This window comes from Diaminobutyricimonas aerilata (assembly GCF_002797715.1).
GTDB lineage: Bacteria > Actinomycetota > Actinomycetes > Actinomycetales > Microbacteriaceae > Diaminobutyricimonas > Diaminobutyricimonas aerilata.
On sequence record NZ_PGFF01000001.1, the window covers coordinates 3,466,508 to 3,482,140 of the forward strand.

General features: G+C 68.7%; 15 protein-coding genes and 2 tRNA genes. 13 read left to right on the top strand and 4 right to left on the bottom strand.

Annotated elements, in window-relative coordinates; all coding sequences use genetic code 11:
• The 8 genes from gnd (at nucleotide 1) to CLV46_RS16490 (ending at nucleotide 7,989) form a co-directional block, all read left to right on the top strand.
• Nucleotides 1-885 (top strand): phosphogluconate dehydrogenase (NAD(+)-dependent, decarboxylating), encoded by an 885-nt coding sequence (gene gnd, locus CLV46_RS16455; RefSeq protein ID WP_100365767.1) that lies wholly within the window; start codon nucleotides 1-3, stop codon nucleotides 883-885.
• A 1-nt stretch (nucleotide 886) separates the two neighbouring features.
• Nucleotides 887-2,041 carry a DNA replication/repair protein RecF gene (gene recF / locus CLV46_RS16460; protein WP_100365768.1) on the top strand — a complete coding sequence of 385 codons (1,155 nt, stop codon included), beginning with the start codon at nucleotides 887-889 and terminating at the stop codon, nucleotides 2,039-2,041.
• Complete coding sequence (locus tag CLV46_RS16465) at nucleotides 2,038-2,541, top strand: DciA family protein (RefSeq protein WP_100365769.1); 504 nt, start codon at nucleotides 2,038-2,040, stop codon at nucleotides 2,539-2,541. Before recF ends, CLV46_RS16465 begins: the two co-directional genes overlap by 4 nt.
• A 159-nt stretch (nucleotides 2,542-2,700) precedes the next feature.
• Nucleotides 2,701-4,680: a DNA topoisomerase (ATP-hydrolyzing) subunit B gene (gene gyrB, locus CLV46_RS16470; protein ID WP_100365770.1), complete on the top strand. Its 1,980-nt coding sequence runs from the start codon at nucleotides 2,701-2,703 to the stop codon at nucleotides 4,678-4,680.
• An 83-nt stretch (nucleotides 4,681-4,763) separates the two neighbouring features.
• Nucleotides 4,764-7,328, top strand: a complete 2,565-nt coding sequence (gyrA, locus tag CLV46_RS16475; protein WP_100365771.1) for a DNA gyrase subunit A — start codon at nucleotides 4,764-4,766, stop codon at nucleotides 7,326-7,328.
• Nucleotides 7,321-7,725, top strand: a complete 405-nt coding sequence (locus tag CLV46_RS16480) for a DUF3566 domain-containing protein (RefSeq protein WP_100365772.1) — start codon at nucleotides 7,321-7,323, stop codon at nucleotides 7,723-7,725. Before gyrA ends, CLV46_RS16480 begins: the two co-directional genes overlap by 8 nt.
• A 45-nt stretch (nucleotides 7,726-7,770) precedes the next feature.
• Nucleotides 7,771-7,847 (top strand) — tRNA-Ile (locus CLV46_RS16485).
• 69 nt (nucleotides 7,848-7,916) lie between these two features.
• Nucleotides 7,917-7,989 (top strand) — tRNA-Ala (locus CLV46_RS16490).
• Between the two features lie 27 nt (nucleotides 7,990-8,016).
• On the opposite strand, the gene CLV46_RS16495 is transcribed toward CLV46_RS16490, so the two are convergent.
• The gene (locus CLV46_RS16495) at nucleotides 8,017-9,390 is read right to left on the bottom strand and encodes an NtaA/DmoA family FMN-dependent monooxygenase (protein ID WP_100365773.1); all 1,374 of its coding nucleotides are present in this window, start codon (nucleotides 9,388-9,390) and stop codon (nucleotides 8,017-8,019) included.
• A 117-nt stretch (nucleotides 9,391-9,507) separates the two neighbouring features.
• Nucleotides 9,508-10,110: a hypothetical protein gene (locus CLV46_RS16500; RefSeq protein WP_100365774.1), complete on the bottom strand. Its 603-nt coding sequence runs from the start codon at nucleotides 10,108-10,110 to the stop codon at nucleotides 9,508-9,510.
• A 134-nt stretch (nucleotides 10,111-10,244) separates the two neighbouring features.
• Here CLV46_RS16500 and CLV46_RS16505 point away from each other — a divergent pair, with 134 nt between their 5' ends.
• Both CLV46_RS16505 and CLV46_RS16510 read left to right on the top strand, forming a co-directional pair.
• Nucleotides 10,245-10,790, top strand: a complete 546-nt coding sequence (locus tag CLV46_RS16505; RefSeq protein ID WP_100365775.1) for a peptidylprolyl isomerase — start codon at nucleotides 10,245-10,247, stop codon at nucleotides 10,788-10,790.
• Between the two features lie 10 nt (nucleotides 10,791-10,800).
• A complete protein-coding gene (locus CLV46_RS16510) occupies nucleotides 10,801-11,637 on the top strand; it encodes a rhomboid family intramembrane serine protease (RefSeq protein WP_100365776.1) in 837 nt (278 codons plus the stop codon).
• 143 nt (nucleotides 11,638-11,780) lie between these two features.
• Here the strand turns inward: CLV46_RS16510 and CLV46_RS16515 are convergent, their stop codons facing one another.
• Nucleotides 11,781-12,020 (bottom strand): cell division protein CrgA, encoded by a 240-nt coding sequence (locus tag CLV46_RS16515; RefSeq protein WP_100365777.1) that lies wholly within the window; start codon nucleotides 12,018-12,020, stop codon nucleotides 11,781-11,783.
• 94 nt (nucleotides 12,021-12,114) lie between these two features.
• On the opposite strand from CLV46_RS16515, the gene CLV46_RS16520 reads away from it, so the two are divergent.
• From CLV46_RS16520 to CLV46_RS16525, 3 genes are read left to right on the top strand one after another with little or no spacing between them, the layout of a single operon-like run.
• Entirely contained in the window at nucleotides 12,115-12,900 is a 786-nt protein-coding gene (locus CLV46_RS16520; protein ID WP_100365778.1) for a class E sortase, read from the top strand.
• Entirely contained in the window at nucleotides 12,900-13,055 is a 156-nt protein-coding gene (locus CLV46_RS16830) for a hypothetical protein (RefSeq protein WP_170028616.1), read from the top strand. Before CLV46_RS16520 ends, CLV46_RS16830 begins: the two co-directional genes overlap by 1 nt.
• Nucleotides 13,055-13,693, top strand: coding sequence for an anthranilate synthase component II (locus CLV46_RS16525; RefSeq protein WP_100365779.1), 639 nt, complete (start codon nucleotides 13,055-13,057; stop codon nucleotides 13,691-13,693). The genes CLV46_RS16830 and CLV46_RS16525 overlap by 1 nt, the downstream gene beginning before the upstream one ends.
• A 160-nt stretch (nucleotides 13,694-13,853) precedes the next feature.
• On the opposite strand, the gene pknB is transcribed toward CLV46_RS16525, so the two are convergent.
• Complete coding sequence (gene pknB, locus CLV46_RS16530) at nucleotides 13,854-15,566, bottom strand: Stk1 family PASTA domain-containing Ser/Thr kinase (protein WP_157802373.1); 1,713 nt, start codon at nucleotides 15,564-15,566, stop codon at nucleotides 13,854-13,856.
• Nucleotides 15,567-15,633 lie beyond the last annotated feature (67 nt).

The following is a 15,633-nucleotide window of genomic DNA, read 5'->3' on the forward strand; positions in this document are numbered from 1 at the left end:
ATGCACATCGGTCTCGTCGGTCTCGGACGCATGGGCAACAACATGCGCGGCCGTCTGCGTGACAAGGGCCTCGAGGTCACCGGGTACGACCCGAATCCGGAGGTCTCCGACGTCGCGTCGCTCGCGGAACTCGCCGCGGCCATCCCGGCGCCGCGCGTCGTGTGGGTGATGGTGCCCTCCGGGGTCCCGACGACGAGTGTCGTCGAGGGACTCGCGGGCGTGCTCGAGGAGGGCGACCTCGTGATCGAGGGCGGCAACTCGCGCTTCACCGAAGACACCAAGCACGCCGGGCTGCTCGCGCCGAAGGGCATCCATTACGTGGATGTCGGCGTTTCCGGCGGTGTCTGGGGTCGCGAGAACGGCTACGGCCTCATGGCCGGCGGTGACGCCGCCGACATCGAGCGCGCGATGCCGGTCTTCGACGCACTGCGCCCCGAGGGTCCCCGCGAGGAGGGCTTCGTGCACGCCGGCAGCACCGGCGCCGGGCACTACGCGAAGATGGTGCACAACGGCATCGAGTACGCGATCATGCAGGCGTGGGCCGAGGGCTACGAGCTGCTCAACTCCGAGAAGAACCCGGTGCAGGATGTGACGGGCACCTTCAAGGCGTGGCAGCGCGGCACGGTCGTGCGGTCGTGGCTGCTCGAGCTGCTCGTGCGGGCGCTCGAGGAGGACCCGGGCTTCGACGACATCGAGGGGTACGTCGAGGATTCGGGCGAGGGTCGCTGGACGGTCGAGGAGGCGCTCAACAACGCCGTGCCCGTGCCGACGATCAGCGCCTCGATCTTCGCGCGCTTCGTCTCCCGCCAGGAGGACTCGCCGTCGATGAAGGCGGTCGCGGCCCTGCGCAAGCAGTTCGGGGGCCACGCCGTCCGACCGCGCTGACGTGATCGTCACGCGCCTCAACCTCAGCGATTTCCGCAACTACGAAGCGGCGGACATCGAGCTCGTCGCGGGCGCGAACCTCTTCGTCGGCAGCAACGGCCAAGGCAAGACCAACCTCGTCGAGTCGCTCGGGTACCTGAGCACGCTCGGATCGCACCGCGTTCCGACGGATCAGGCGCTCGTGCGGGCCGGCGCCGACAGTGCGATCGTGCGCGCCCGGTTGCAGCACGGCGACCGCTCGGTGCTCGTCGAGGTGCAGATCAACCGTTCGTCGGCGAACCGCGCGCAGGTGAACCGGTCGCCGATCAAGACGCGTGATCTGCCGCGGTACTTCTCGAGCGTGCTGTTCGCGCCGGAGGATCTCGCCCTCGTGCGGGCGGAGCCCTCCGGCCGGCGGCGCTTCCTCGACGAGCTGCTCGTGCTGCTCTCCCCGCGCATGAGCGGCGTGATCGCGGACTACGAGCGGGTGCTCAAGCAGCGCAACACCCTGCTGAAGTCCGCCCGTGCGACCGGCGTGAAGGGCGACCGGTTGAGCACGCTCGAGATCTGGGATGACCGTCTCGTGCAGCTCGGATCCGAACTCGTCGCCGCCCGGTCGGAACTCGTCGAACGGCTCATCCCCGAGGTCGCGGCCGCCTACCGGTCGATCGCCGGCGACGACCACGCCGCATCCCTCGCCCTCAGCCTCACGGTGCTGGGCGCCGACCCGGAGGAGGGCGTCGCGGATGCGGTGGGCACCGGTGCGGTCGCGGCCGAGCAGGTGGCGGGCTGGTTCCGGTCGTCGCTCGAGCGGCTGCGCCGCGCGGAGCTCGAGCGTGGCGTGACGCTCGCCGGGCCGCATCGCGACGACCTCGTGCTCACCCTCAACGGATTGCCGGCGCGCGGATACGCCAGTCACGGGGAATCGTGGTCGTTCGCGCTCGCCCTCAAGCTCGCCTCGGCCCACGTGCTGCGCGAGGACGCGCCGGGTGGGGATCCGGTGCTCATGCTCGACGACGTCTTCGCCGAACTCGACGAGAGCCGGCGGGGCCGGCTCGCGCAGGCCGTCGCCGGTTACGAGCAGGTGCTCATCACCGCCGCGGTCTACGACGACGTGCCCGACGAGCTGACCGGCAACACCGTGCGCATCCGAGCCGGACGGGTGGTGGAGGAGTGACCCCCCGCGACGAGCGGCCGACCGAGTCGAGCAACGTCTACCTCCGGTTCCGCCGGGTCTTCGGCGACCCGTCGGTGCGTTCGCGCGATGCACGGCGCCGGTCCCGCTCGGCGGAGGCCCCGTCGAGCGTGCCGTTCGGCGCCGGCCGCGATCCGTCGGGGATCGCCGACGTGCTCACCGATCTGACGAGCCGACTCGGGTGGAACTCCTCGCTCGCGCGGTCGGAGCTCATCGCGGACTGGGCGGAACTCGCCGGCGCGGAGACGGCGGAGCATGCGACGCCGGTCGGGATCGAGGAGGGCGTGCTCACGGTGCGCTGCGACTCCACCGCGTGGGCGACCCAGTTGCGGATGATGCGCGCGCAGATCACGACGCGGATCGCCGAGCGGTTCCCCGAGGCGGGCATCGAATCGGTGCGTTTCGAGGGGCCGGGTGTCCCGAGCTGGAAACGGGGCCCCAGATCGATCCCAGGGCGTGGCCCGCGCGATACCTACGGCTGACAAGGCAAATCCGGTCACCCTCGCCGCGATCTCTTCTCAGAGAGGCGTGTATGCCCGCACGCGGTGCCGCAGTCAGGTAGAATCGAGAGGTCGTCGGTAGGCCTCCCTTCGGGATATCCCCTCCGGATGGCGTCACATCTCGAGACTGGCAGGAGCACTATGTCCATGACCCCGAATTCCACTGAGGACCTGCCGGACAACTCGTACGGTGCCGATCAGATCCAGGTGCTCGAGGGTCTCGAGGCGGTGCGCAAGCGCCCCGGCATGTACATCGGTTCGACCGGTCCGCGCGGTCTCCACCACCTCGTGTACGAGATCGTCGACAACGCCGTGGACGAGGCGCTCGCCGGCTACTGCGACACGATCGAGGTGCTCATCCGCCGTGACGGCGGACTCCGCGTCGCCGACAACGGCCGCGGCATCCCCGTCGGCATGCACAAGACCGAGGGCAAGTCGACCGTCGAGGTCGTGCTCACCATCCTGCACGCGGGCGGTAAGTTCGGCGGCGGCGGATACGCGGTCTCCGGTGGTCTGCACGGCGTCGGCAGCTCCGTCGTCAACGCGCTGTCGAAGGAGCTCGACGTCGAGGTGCGCCGCGAGGGCCACGTCTGGCGGCAGAGCTACAAGAACGGCGTGCCCGAGGCTCCGCTGTCGCAGGACGAGTCGTCGGATGAGACCGGCACCATCATCACCTTCTGGCCGAACGACGAGATCTTCGAGACCGTCGTCTTCGACTACGAGACGCTGCGCACCCGGTTCCAGCAGTACGCGTTCCTCAACAAGGGACTGAAGATCACGCTCACCGACGAGCGCGAGCACGAGGGCGAAGACGAGCCGCGTCACGACACGTTCCTCTACGAGCGCGGTCTGGTCGACTACGTCGAGTACCTCAACTCGGCGAAGAAGGTCGAGGTCGTGCACCCCGAGGTCATCTCGTTCGAGTCGGAGGACAAGGAGCGCCGCATCGCGCTCGAGGTCGCGATGCAGTGGACGACCGCCTACAGCGAGAGCGTGCACACCTACGCGAACACGATCAACACCCACGAGGGCGGCACCCACGAGGAGGGCTTCCGTGCGGCGCTCACCACGCTGGTGAACAAGTACGCCCGCGAGAAGACGATCCTCAAGGAGAAGGACGAGAACCTCACCGGCGACGACGTCCGCGAGGGACTGACCGCCGTCATCTCCGTGAAGCTCGGCGAGCCGCAGTTCGAGGGTCAGACCAAGACGAAACTCGGCAACACCGAGGCGAAGTCGTACGTGCAACGCGTGGTCGGCGAGCAGCTCGCCGATTGGTTCGACCGCAACCCGACGCTCGCGCGCGACGTCATCCGCAAGGCCATCCAGGCGTCGCAGGCCCGCATGGCGGCGCGGAAGGCGCGTGAGCAGACCCGTCGCAAGGGCCTGCTCGAGTCGGGCGGCATGCCCGGCAAGCTCAAGGACTGCCAGAGCAAGGACCCGGCGCGCAGCGAGATCTTCCTCGTCGAGGGCGACTCGGCCGGCGGATCCGCGGTGCAGGGGCGCAACCCCGAGACGCAGGCGATCCTGCCGCTGCGCGGCAAGATCCTCAACGTCGAGAAGGCGCGACTCGACCGGGCGCTCGGCAACAACGAGGTTCAGTCGATGATCACCGCGTTCGGTGCGGGCATCGGCGACGACTTCAACCCCGAGAAGGCCCGCTACCACAAGATCGTGCTCATGGCCGATGCCGACGTCGACGGCCAGCACATCACGACGCTCCTGCTGACGCTGCTGTTCCGCTACATGCGGCCGCTCATCGAGATGGGGTACGTCTACCTCGCCCAGCCGCCGCTGTACCGCCTCAAGTGGACCAACGCCGAGCACGAGTACGTCTACAGCGACCGCGAGCGCGACGCGCTGCTCACCGAGGGGATCGCCGCCGGCAAGCGGATCCCCAAGGAGAACGGCATCCAGCGCTACAAGGGTCTCGGCGAGATGGACTACAAGGAGCTGTGGGAGACCACGATGAACCCGGAGACCCGCACGCTGCTGCAGGTCACGCTCGAGGACGCCGCCGTGGCCGACGGGGTGTTCGCGACGCTCATGGGTGAAGACGTGGATGCGCGCCGCACCTTCATCCAGCAGAACGCCAAGGACGTCCGGTTCCTCGACATCTGATCGACTGCCTGGCGCCGGTGCGCGCCGGGCACCCCACCGCATCCGGTGCCCTGGGGCACCCCGCACGACGAGACGAAGAGTAGATGGCAGACGAGACCACCCCCACCACCGAGGGCACCCCGGGCGACAAGATCGAGCAGGTCGACCTGCAGCTCGAGATGCAGCGCTCCTACCTGGACTACGCGATGAGCGTCATCGTCGGGCGCGCGCTGCCCGAGGTGCGTGACGGCCTCAAGCCGGTGCACCGCCGCGTGATCTACGCGATGTACGACGGCGGCTACCGGCCCGATCGCGCGTTCTCGAAGTGCTCGCGTGTGGTCGGCGACGTCATGGGGCAGTTCCACCCGCACGGCGACTCCCCGATCTACGACGCGCTCGTGCGCCTCGTGCAGCCGTGGAGCCTCCGCTACCCGCTCGCGCTCGGGCAGGGCAACTTCGGGTCGCCCGGAAACGACGGCGCCGCGGCCCCGCGGTACACCGAGACGAAGATGGCCCCGCTCGCGCTCGAGATGGTGCGGGACATCGGCGAAGACACCGTCGACTTCCAGGACAACTACGACGGCCGCACTCAGGAGCCGACGATCCTGCCGAGCCGGTTCCCGAACCTGCTCGTCAACGGCTCGGTCGGCATCGCGGTTGGCATGGCCACCAACATCCCGCCGCACAACCTGCGTGAGGTCGCCGACGCGGCCCTCTGGCACCTCGCCAACCCCGAGGCGCCCCGCGAGGAGCTGCTCGAGGCGATCATGCAGCGGATCAAGGGACCGGACTTCCCGACCGGGGCCCAGATCCTCGGCGTGAAGGGCATCCACGACGCGTACCGCACCGGCCGCGGCTCGATCACGATGCGCGCGGTCGTCAACGTCGAGGAGATCCAGGGCCGCACCTGCCTCGTCGTCACCGAGCTGCCGTACCAGGTCAACCCCGACAACCTCGCGATCAAGATCGCCGACCTCGTCAAGGACGGACGACTCGGCGGCATCGCCGACATCCGCGACGAGACCTCTGGACGCACCGGTCAGCGCCTGGTCATCGTGCTCAAGCGCGACGCCGTCGCGAAGGTCGTGCTCAACAACCTGTACAAGCACACGCAGCTGCAGGAGAACTTCGGCGCGAACATGCTCGCGATCGTCGACGGCATCCCGCGCACCCTGCCGATCGACGGGTTCATCACGCACTGGGTCGACCACCAGATCGACGTCATCGTGCGCCGCACCCGGTACCGCCTCAACGAGGCCGAGGCCCGTGCCCACATCCTGCGCGGCTACCTCAAGGCGCTCGACGCCCTCGACGAGGTCATCGCCCTCATCCGCCGTTCGCCGGCCGTCGACGACGCCCGATCCGGCCTCATCGAGCTGCTCGGCATCGACGAGCTGCAGGCGAACGCGATCCTCGACCTGCAGCTGCGCCGCCTCGCCGCGCTCGAGCGTCAGAAGATCATCGACGAGCACGACGCGATCGAGGCGAAGATCGCCGACCTGCAGGACATCCTCGACACCCCGGCGCGTCAGCGCGCCATCGTGTCGGAGGAGCTCACCGACATCGTGACGAAGTTCGGCGACGACCGCCGCACCGAGATCATGTTCGGCTTCGACGGCGACGTGAGCGTCGAGGACCTCATCCCCGAAGAGGAGATGGTGGTCACGATCACCCGTGGCGGCTACATCAAGCGCACCCGCAGCGACAACTACCGCAGCCAGCGCCGCGGCGGCAAGGGCGTGCGCGGGGCCGCGCTGCGTGCGGACGACGTGGTGGAGCACTTCTTCGTCACCACCACGCACCACTGGCTGCTGTTCTTCACCAACACCGGCCGGGTCTACCGCGCCAAGACGTACGAACTGCCCGAGGGCGGTCGCGACGCGAAGGGTCAGCACGTCGCGAATGTGCTCGCCCTGCAGCCGGACGAGCAGATCGCACAGGTGCTCGACATCCGTGACTACGGCGTGGCACAGTACCTCGCCCTCGCGACCCGCGGCGGTCTCATCAAGAAGACCGCGCTACGCGAGTACGACACGAACCGCACCGGCGGCATCATCGCGATCAACCTGCGCGAGGGCGACGAGCTCGTCGCCGCGATGCTCGTGGACGACGACAGCGACCTGCTGCTCGTGTCGCGCAAGGGCATGTCGCTGCGCTTCACGGCGACGGATGCGGCGCTGCGCCCGATGGGCCGATCCACCTCCGGCGTCATCGGCATGCACTTCCGCGACGGCGACGAACTGCTCTCCGCCTCAGTCGTGTCGCACACCGGATACGTGTTCGTGGTGACCGAGGGCGGCTTCGCCAAGCGCACCGCCGTCGACCAGTACCGCGTGCAGGGCCGTGGCGGTCTGGGCATCAAGGTGGCCAAGCTCGAGGAGCGTCGCGGCGATCTCGCGGGCGCGCTCATCGTGGACGAGGACGACGAGGTGCTCGTGGTTCTCGCCGGAGGCAAGGTGGTACGCTCTGCCGTGGCCGAGGTCCCGGCCAAGGGTCGGGACACGATGGGGGTCGTGTTCGCCCGTTTCGACGAGGATGACCGCATCATCGCGGTCGCCCGGAACAGCGAACGCAACCTCGAAGTGGCGATCGCCGAGGGCGAGACCCCCGAGAACGACGCACCCGCTGAGGACGCGGAGAGCGGGAAGGACCTGACCGGCAATGAGTAGCGTCGCGGAGAAACTCCAGCGCAAGAGCCCGCGCCCGGCGAGCACGAAGCAGGTTCGCCTGAAGCTCGTCTACATCGACTTCTGGTCGGCGGTGAAGCTCTCGTTCCTGATCGCCCTCACGCTCGGGATCGTGCTCGTCGTCGTGGCCTTCCTGGTCTGGGTGGTGCTCAACCAGACGGGCATCTTCACTGACCTCGACGGCCTGCTGAGCGACATCATCGGCGACAGCTTCAGCCTCGCGGAGAGCTTCTCGCTCGCCCAGGTGATGACGTTCGCGCTCATCATCGCCGTGCTCAACACGGTGGTCGGCACGGCGCTCGGAGCGATCGCGAGCGTGCTGTACAACCTCAGCGTGCGCCTCACCGGCGGCCTGCTGGTCGGTTTCACCAACAGCTGATTACAAGAAAGCGTGGCCGGTAAGGTACCCTCTTACTCGGTCCACGGGGCTATAGCTCAGGCGGTTAGAGCGCTTCGCTGATAACGAAGAGGTCCCAGGTTCAAGTCCTGGTAGCCCCACCACCGACGGACCCCGTCCGCCGGACATCCGGCCCACTCGTCCACGACGGGTGAGGCCGGACCGCAGTCCCCGGGGCCTTAGCTCAGTTGGTAGAGCGCCTGCTTTGCAAGCAGGATGTCAGGAGTTCGATTCTCCTAGGCTCCACATCCTTGGTCAGCGGCCACCGCGCCGTCACAGGTTCCGGCCCCCGCGATACCGGGCGGCTGGGTGGCGCTCGGGAAGACGGGCGCCCGCGCCGAAGATGCGCTCCCGCAGCGTCTCGCCCGGGACGTAGGCCTCACGCATCCGTCCGCGCCGGCGCAATACGGGCACGACGAGTTCGCCGAAGTCGCGGATGGTCTCGAACGAGTGGTACTGACGCAGGTTGATGCCGTCGATGCCGTCGTCGTCGAGCCAGCTCTCGATCGTGTCGGCGACCTCCTCCGGACGACCGACGGCGAAGAACCGGGAATCCCACGACTGATCGGCGGCGCGGATGAACTGGCCGACGGTCAGATGCAACGGAAGGCCGCCCGCCGCGATCACGTCATGCCGGTCCTCCCGCTCGAGGGCTTCGCGCACGGTGATGGTCTCCGGATGCTCCAGCGGGTTGAAGGGCACGCTCATGTGGATGAACGCCCCCTCCGCGCTCGCCTTCGCCCGGTAACGCGCGAGCTTGTCGGCCACCTCGTCGTCGGTGGGTGCCGTGATCACGGTGGCCATGACGAGGAAGCGCAGGTCGTCGGCCCGACGTCCCTCCGCCACCGCCGCATCGCGCAGGGTGGCCATGTTGCGGTCGAGGGCACCCGGCGGCCGGTCGGCGGTGAAGAGCACCTCGGCGTGCTTGGCGGCGAACGCGATGCCGGCCTTCGATGCGCTCGCCTGGAACAGCAGGGGGGTGCGCTGCGGCGACGGTTCGGAGAGGTGGGGTCCCGCGACCTTGAAGTGCGTGCCGACGTGGTCGATGGGTCGCACCTTGAACGGGTCGGTGTAGACGCCGCGCTCGCGGTCGACGAGCACCGCGTCGTCATCCCACGAGCCCTCCCACAGCTTGTAGAGCACGTCGACGTACTCGTCGGCGATCTCGTAGCGGGTGTCGTGGGGGATCTCGGCGTCGAGGCCGAAGTTGCGGGCGGCGCTCGGCAGGTACGAGGTGACGATGTTCCAGCCGATGCGCCCCCTCGTGAGGTGGTCGAGCGTGCTCATCCGGCGAGCGAAGGCGAAGGGCGGTTCGTAGCTCGTCGAGAAGGTGACACCGAATCCGACGTGCTCGGTGACGGCGGCCATCGCGGGCACGACGAGCATCGGATCGTTGTTGGGGATCTGCAGACCCTCGCGCAGCGCCGGCTCGAGGCTCGACTTGTACACGTCGTAGCCGCCGATCACGTCCGCGATGAAGATCGCGTCGACACCGGCCGCCTCCGCCAGGCGCGCGAGTTCGGTCCAATAGCGGATGTCGGTGTACCGCTCGCGGTTGTTGCCGGGCAGCCGCCACAGGCCGTGCGTGATGTGGCCCGGGGTGTTCATCTCGAAGAGGTTCACCACGAGGCGCTTGGGATCGCTCATCGTCGCCCAGTCTGCCCGCACGCGCGCAGGATCGGATGCACGGGGTAATACCGCGCAATGTGCCGGGAGAACGCGAAAGGCCGGACCCCGCGGGGCCCGGCCTTCTCGCGAAGCGGATCAGATCTGGTTGGCGGGGGCCTCGTCGCCCGCGTCGGTGCGCGGCTCGAGCGGTTCCGGCTCGTCCTCGATCCAGAGGTCGTCGTCGGCCCGCAGGGTCTGCCAGATGGCGTACCCGACACCGGCGGCGGCGACCAGCCCGAGGGCGATCAGGATGAAGCGGCCGGGTCCCGGGGAGGGCTGCGGCTTGGCCTTGGCCAGGTGCGCGGCGACGGCGGCCTTCTTGCCGGTCTTCGCCACCTCGCGGCCGGCCTCGGCGGTGCGCTTGGCGAGCTCGACCTTCGACGACTCGATGAGGGCGAGGGTCGTGCCGAGTGCGGTCGCCAGCGCGGGGATGACGTCGTCGGTCACCTTGCTGCGGGCCGCGGTGGCCACCTTCTGCGTCGCGCCGATGCCGGTGGCGACGACGGGCACGACGCGTCCGTCGATCGTCTCGCGCAGCCGCGGCGACACCTCGTCGCGCGCGTAGGTGCTGAGGTGCTCCCTCGCCTGCTTGGCGACGGCGCTCGCGTGCTCGAGCACTTCGCGCTGCTCGTGCCAGACATCATTCGCCCGGCTCTTCAGCTTCTTGATCTCGCGTTGACGCTTTCGTGCCGATCCCATGGAAAGTCCTCCGTCGGTGAGTCGTGGCGAATCTGCTCAATCCTGCCACGCATGCCCTGTGCCACCCCTAGAGAATCGGTCCATCCTGTATGCCGCCTGACAGCGCGCGGTATGCGCTATGCGAGAATCGAGCAATGCCTCACCACACCGCGCTCGCGACCCTGCACACCAACCTCGGCGACATCCGCCTCGAGCTGTTCGGGGACCACGCGCCGAAGACCGTCAAGAACTTCGTCGGCCTCGCCACGGGCGAGATCGAGTGGACCCACCCCCAGTCGGGTGAGAAGTCCACCAAGCCCCTCTACGACGGTGTGATCTTCCACCGCATCATCAAGGACTTCATGCTCCAGGGCGGCGACCCCCTCGGCCAGGGCATCGGCGGACCGGGATACCAGTTCGACGACGAGATCCACCCCGAGCTCGATTTCTCGCAGCCCTACGTGCTCGCGATGGCGAACGCCGGCATCGACCGCGTCACCGGCGGCGGCACCAACGGTTCGCAGTTCTTCATCACGACCGTGCCCACGCCGTGGCTGCAGGGCAAGCACACGATCTTCGGTGTCGTCGCCGACGAGGAGTCCAAGCGCGTCGTCGACGCGATCGAGGCGGTGCCGACCGACGGTCGCGACCGTCCGCGCGAGGATGTCGTGATCTCGAGCGTCACCGTCGAACAGGTCTGACGACCCGAAGGTGAGTCAGCCAGCCGAGACCGCGGCCAACTACTGCTACCGGCACCCGGACCGGCAGAGCTGGGTGCTGTGCCAGCGCTGCGGGCGCACGATCTGCCCGGAGTGCCAGACGCAGGCGGCGGTCGGGGTGCACTGCCCCGAGTGCACCCGCGAAGCGCAGCAGAGCGTGCCGCGCACGAAGCCGCGCTGGACCGCGGCGGTGCGCCGGGGCTCCGGCACGCCCGTCGTCACCTACTCGCTCATGGGCGTGAGCGTCGTCGTGTTCGTGCTCATGTTCATCACCGGCGGCACCGGCGGTCTCGTAGGGCAGCAGGTGGCATACCTGCCCGTCCTGACGCTCACCGAACCGTGGCGGCTCATCACGTCGATGTTCGCGCACGCATCGATCTTCCACCTGCTGTTCAACATGTACGCCCTGTTCCTCTTCGGGCGTGAACTCGAGGTGCTCCTCGGCCGGGCGAGGTTCGCGGCGCTGTATCTCATCGCCGGACTCGGCGGCTCGGCCGCGGTCATGGTGCTCGCTCCGGCCTCGGCCGTGGTCGGAGCATCCGGCGCGATCTTCGGGCTCTTCGGCGCCTATTTCGTGATCACCCGGCACTTCGGCGGCAACGCCGTGCAGTTGCTCATCGTGATCGGGTTGAACTTCGCCCTCGCGTTCGTGTTCCCGAACATCTCGTGGCAGGCGCACGTGGGCGGGGCGATCTTCGGTGCCCTCGCGGCGCTCGTGCTGGTCAACACCCGCCGTCGTCAGCAGCGGCCGATCCAGATCGCCGGCCTCATCGGCCTCGGCGTCGTGGCGATCCTGCTGCTCGTCTCGCGGTTCTTCGTCAGCTACTGACGGCTGCCCCGACTTGTCGTGGGTCCAGGGTCGCCGAGCGTCCCCTCCCCGGACCGGCCGGGAAGTTATCCACAGGCCGTCCACAGTGGGGATGGATTACACGGCTGTGATTCTGCCCCCGCTCGGGGGGTGGGCACTGCAGGTCAGCGCCACCTCGTGGTCATGAGGAATCCGATGAACATGATGCCGAAGCCGACCAGGATGTTCCACGGGCCGAGGCTCGGCACGGGCAGCTGGCTGTTGCTCAGGTAGAAGACGATGATCCAGACGAGCCCGAGCAGCATGAACCCGAACATGACGGGCTTGAACCACACCGGGTTGGGAGCGTCCTCAGCGGAGCGACCGTTCGAGTCGCCGGTGGGGCGGGGAGTGCTTCGGGCCATGCGGGCCAGTGTACCGGGAACGCCGTGGACACCGCCCGATACGAAGCATGTCCTCGTCACCGACCGTCCATCCGCGCCGCCTAGAATCGACGGCATGTCCGAGCAGTTGCGTCCGCGCGAGCGATCGGCCCGACGGCGGACGCGACCGCGTCAGCGGGTCTCGATCGTCGGCGTGCTCGGCGAGCTGCTCATCACCGCGGGTGTGTTCGTGATGCTGTTCCTCGGCTGGCAGCTGTGGTTGAACGACATCATCGTGGGCGACCAGCAGGAGCAGGCCGCACAGGAGCTCGTCGAGAGCTGGCCGCGAGCCGAAGGCGGCACGGCCGTGCCGCCCGCGGTGCAGCCCTCGGACGAGGCACCCGCGGTCGTCGCGGCGCCGGATGACGGCACCGCGTTCGCGACGCTCATCGTGCCGCGTCTCGGTGCGGACTACATGCGTCCGATCGCGCAGGGTGTGGGACACAACGTGCTGAACAGCACGCGACTCGGCATCGGCCACTACCCGTCGACGCAGATGCCCGGCGAGGTCGGCAACTTCGTGCTCGCCGCGCACCGCAAGGCGTACGGCGGCGGCTTCGAGAACATCAACTCGCTGCACGTGGGCGACCACATCTACGTCGCCACGCCGGAGGGCTGGTACCAGTACGCGTACCGCAGCAGCGAGTACGTGCGTCCGACCGGCGTCGGCGTGCTCGCCCCGGTGCCGCAGATGCCGGACGCGGCACCCACCGACCGCATCATCACGCTCACCACCTGCAACCCTCTGTTCTCCACGGCGGAGCGCATCGCGGCATACGGGGTGTTCGAGGGCTGGTATCCCGCGGCCGGCGGACCTCCCGAGGAGATCGCGGAGCTCGTGAACACGGCGGGAGGCGCCTGATGTACGCGGCCCTGTGGCGCATCCTGCCCGGACCCTGGTGGGTTCGGCTGTTCCTGCTGCTCGTGCTCGTGGCGCTCGTGCTCACGGCGTGCGTACTCTGGGTGTTCCCCTGGGTCAACGAGATCGTGGCCCCGACCGAAGCGACGGTGGAGTGATGGCCCGCATCCTCGTGATCGACAACTACGACAGCTTCGTCTACACGCTCAACGGCTACCTGCTGCAGCTCGGCGCGGAGACCGAGGTCGTACGCAACGACGCCTTCACCGCGGCCGACGCACCCTCGGTGGTCGGTGAGTACGACGCGGTGCTGCTCTCGCCCGGCCCCGGCGCTCCGGCGGATGCGGGCGTCTCGATCCGACTCGTGCACCACGCGCTCGAGGCGGACGTGCCGTTGCTCGGGGTGTGCCTCGGACACCAGGCGATCGCGGAGGCGCTCGGCGCCACGGTCACCCACGCCGAAGAGCTCATGCACGGTAAGACCTCGCGCATCGAACACGACGGCAGTGACTTCTACGACGGCGTGCCGCAGCCGTTCACGGCGACGCGGTACCACTCGCTCGCCGTCGTCGACTCGACCGTACCCGCCGAGCTCGTCGTCACGTCGCGCACGAGCGGCGGCGTCATCATGGGCGTGCGGCACGAATCGGCCGAGGTGTACGGCGTGCAGTTCCACCCGGAGTCCGTGCTCACCGAGGGCGGCTACCGGATGCTCGGCAACTGGCTCGCGCGAGTCGGGATGCCCGAGGCGGCGGAGAAGGCCAAGGGCCTGACCCCGCTCATGACGGGCGCCTGAGCGCCGCGCTACCCGCCGGTCGAGTAGGCGCGGCGGAGCCCGCCGTATCGAGACCTCGATGCGGGGACGCGGCCACGGGTGATTCTGAGGGAGATCTCGATACGAGCGCGGGGCGCCCTACTCGATCAGCGGATGGCGGGGGTCGCGGCGGAGCAGCGGGTCAGTCGGCGGAGCAGACCGTGATGGTGATGGGCGACTTCTGCGGGTGCTTGCCGGGCGGCAGCGACTGGGTGCTGACCGAACCTCCGGAGCATCCGGTGTCGACCTCGACCTCGACGACGAGCTGCAGCTGACTGAGCGCCGCGCTCGCGACATCCGAGGGCTGGTTCACGACATTCGGCACCTCGACCGTGCCACTGCTGACGAACAGGATGAACTCCTGCCCGGTCGGCGCGGTGGCGCCCTCCGGCTCGGTGCGGATGAGCGCCCCCTCGGGCACATCCGGCGAGTCGATCGTGCGCGTCTCGCCGACCTTGAACCCGGCATCGAGCAGGGCCTGGCTGGCCTGATCGGCCGGCAGTCCGGCGATGGCGGGCACCGGCTCCTGCTGCGGACCGGTCGAGACCCACACCTTGATGAGTTGCCCGGGGGTGACGCGCACCGATTCGTCCGACGGTGGATCGGTGCGGATGATCTGCCCGGACGGCACATCGCCGCTCGCCTCGGCGAACTGCTTCGGCTCCAGTTCGGCGTTGATGAGCGCCTCGGAGCCCTCCTCCCATGTCTGCCCGGTGACATCCGGCACGACGATCGAGGCCGAGGGCTCGAGTTGCGGTCCGCTGAGGTTGAACACCCAGAAGACGACGGCGACGACGACCATCGCCATCGTCAGCACACCGGCCCAGATCCACACCGCCGGCGGACGGGTCTGGGTGCGCACGATGCGGTCGTCTTCATCGACCGTGAGCTGCCGCACCGTCGCCTCGGCGCCGGAGACCCGGTTCGGGTTCACCCCGAAGAGGGTGGACTGGAAGTCGGTGTCGGTGGGCTCCGGCCGCTGGGGAACCTTGCCCTCGGCGGCGCTTTCGGCGTCGGTGCGGAACTCGGAGGCGTTCTGGTAGCGGTCGAAACGGTCCTTCGACAGCGCACGGAGCACGACCGCGTCGATCGCGGGTGAGACCTTCGGGTTGAACCGGCTCGGGGGCACGGGCGCTTCGCTCACGTGCTGGTAGGCGACGGCGACCGGGCTGTCGGCCTGGAACGGCGGACGACCGGTGAGCATCTCGAAGAGCACGACGCCGGCCGAGTACAGGTCGGTGCGCGCGTCGACGGGTTCGCCGCGGGCCTGCTCGGGCGAGAAGTACTGGGCGGTGCCGAGGATGGCGCTCGTCTGCGCGACGTTCGCGCTCGAGTCGGAGATGGCCCGGGCGATGCCGAAGTCCATCACCTTCACCTGGCCGGTGGGCGTCACCATGATGTTGCCCGGCTTGATGTCGCGGTGCACCACGCCGGCCCGGTGCGAGTACTCGAGGGCGGTGAGCACCCCGGCGATGATGCGGATGGCCTCGGCCGGGTCGAGCGGACCGTCCTCGATGATGTCGCGCAGCAGTCGGCCCTGCACGTGCTCCATCACGATGAACGGCAGCTGCAGCTCGTGCCCGTTCGCGTCGGTGATGGTCTCCTCGCCCGCGTCATAGACGCGCACGATCGTCGGATGCGCCATGCGGGCGGCGGCCTGCGCCTCCTGGCGGAAGCGCGTGCGGAACGCGGGATCGTTGGCGAGCGCTGGTCGCAGCAGCTTGATCGCGACGCGACGGCCGAGTCGTGCATCCGTGCCCGCGTGCACCTCGGCCATGCCACCCCGACCGAGCAGCTCGCCGATCTGGTAGCGCCCCGCGAGAGTGCGCACGGTCTCGGTCACGCCGTCGACCATGCGGTGCCTCCCGTAGCTGTGTAGTGCGCTGCCAGTGTAACCGCCGCGATCGACCCGAGCGGATCTC

What these genes read in the sequence shown, in the direction of transcription:
- gnd (WP_100365767.1), top strand. Translation starts at nt 1, where the DNA reads ATGCACATCGGTCTCGTCGGTCTCGGACGCATGGGCAACAACATGCGC.
- gyrB (WP_100365770.1), top strand. Translation starts at nt 2,701, where the DNA reads ATGTCCATGACCCCGAATTCCACTGAGGACCTGCCGGACAACTCGTAC.
- gyrA (WP_100365771.1), top strand. Translation starts at nt 4,764, where the DNA reads ATGGCAGACGAGACCACCCCCACCACCGAGGGCACCCCGGGCGACAAG.
- CLV46_RS16480 (WP_100365772.1), top strand. Translation starts at nt 7,321, where the DNA reads ATGAGTAGCGTCGCGGAGAAACTCCAGCGCAAGAGCCCGCGCCCGGCG.
- CLV46_RS16495 (WP_100365773.1), bottom strand. Translation starts at nt 9,390, where the DNA reads ATGAGCGATCCCAAGCGCCTCGTGGTGAACCTCTTCGAGATGAACACC.
- CLV46_RS16500 (WP_100365774.1), bottom strand. Translation starts at nt 10,110, where the DNA reads ATGGGATCGGCACGAAAGCGTCAACGCGAGATCAAGAAGCTGAAGAGC.
- CLV46_RS16505 (WP_100365775.1), top strand. Translation starts at nt 10,245, where the DNA reads ATGCCTCACCACACCGCGCTCGCGACCCTGCACACCAACCTCGGCGAC.
- CLV46_RS16515 (WP_100365777.1), bottom strand. Translation starts at nt 12,020, where the DNA reads ATGGCCCGAAGCACTCCCCGCCCCACCGGCGACTCGAACGGTCGCTCC.
- CLV46_RS16520 (WP_100365778.1), top strand. Translation starts at nt 12,115, where the DNA reads ATGTCCGAGCAGTTGCGTCCGCGCGAGCGATCGGCCCGACGGCGGACG.
- CLV46_RS16830 (WP_170028616.1), top strand. Translation starts at nt 12,900, where the DNA reads ATGTACGCGGCCCTGTGGCGCATCCTGCCCGGACCCTGGTGGGTTCGG.
- CLV46_RS16525 (WP_100365779.1), top strand. Translation starts at nt 13,055, where the DNA reads ATGGCCCGCATCCTCGTGATCGACAACTACGACAGCTTCGTCTACACG.
- pknB (WP_157802373.1), bottom strand. Translation starts at nt 15,566, where the DNA reads ATGGTCGACGGCGTGACCGAGACCGTGCGCACTCTCGCGGGGCGCTAC.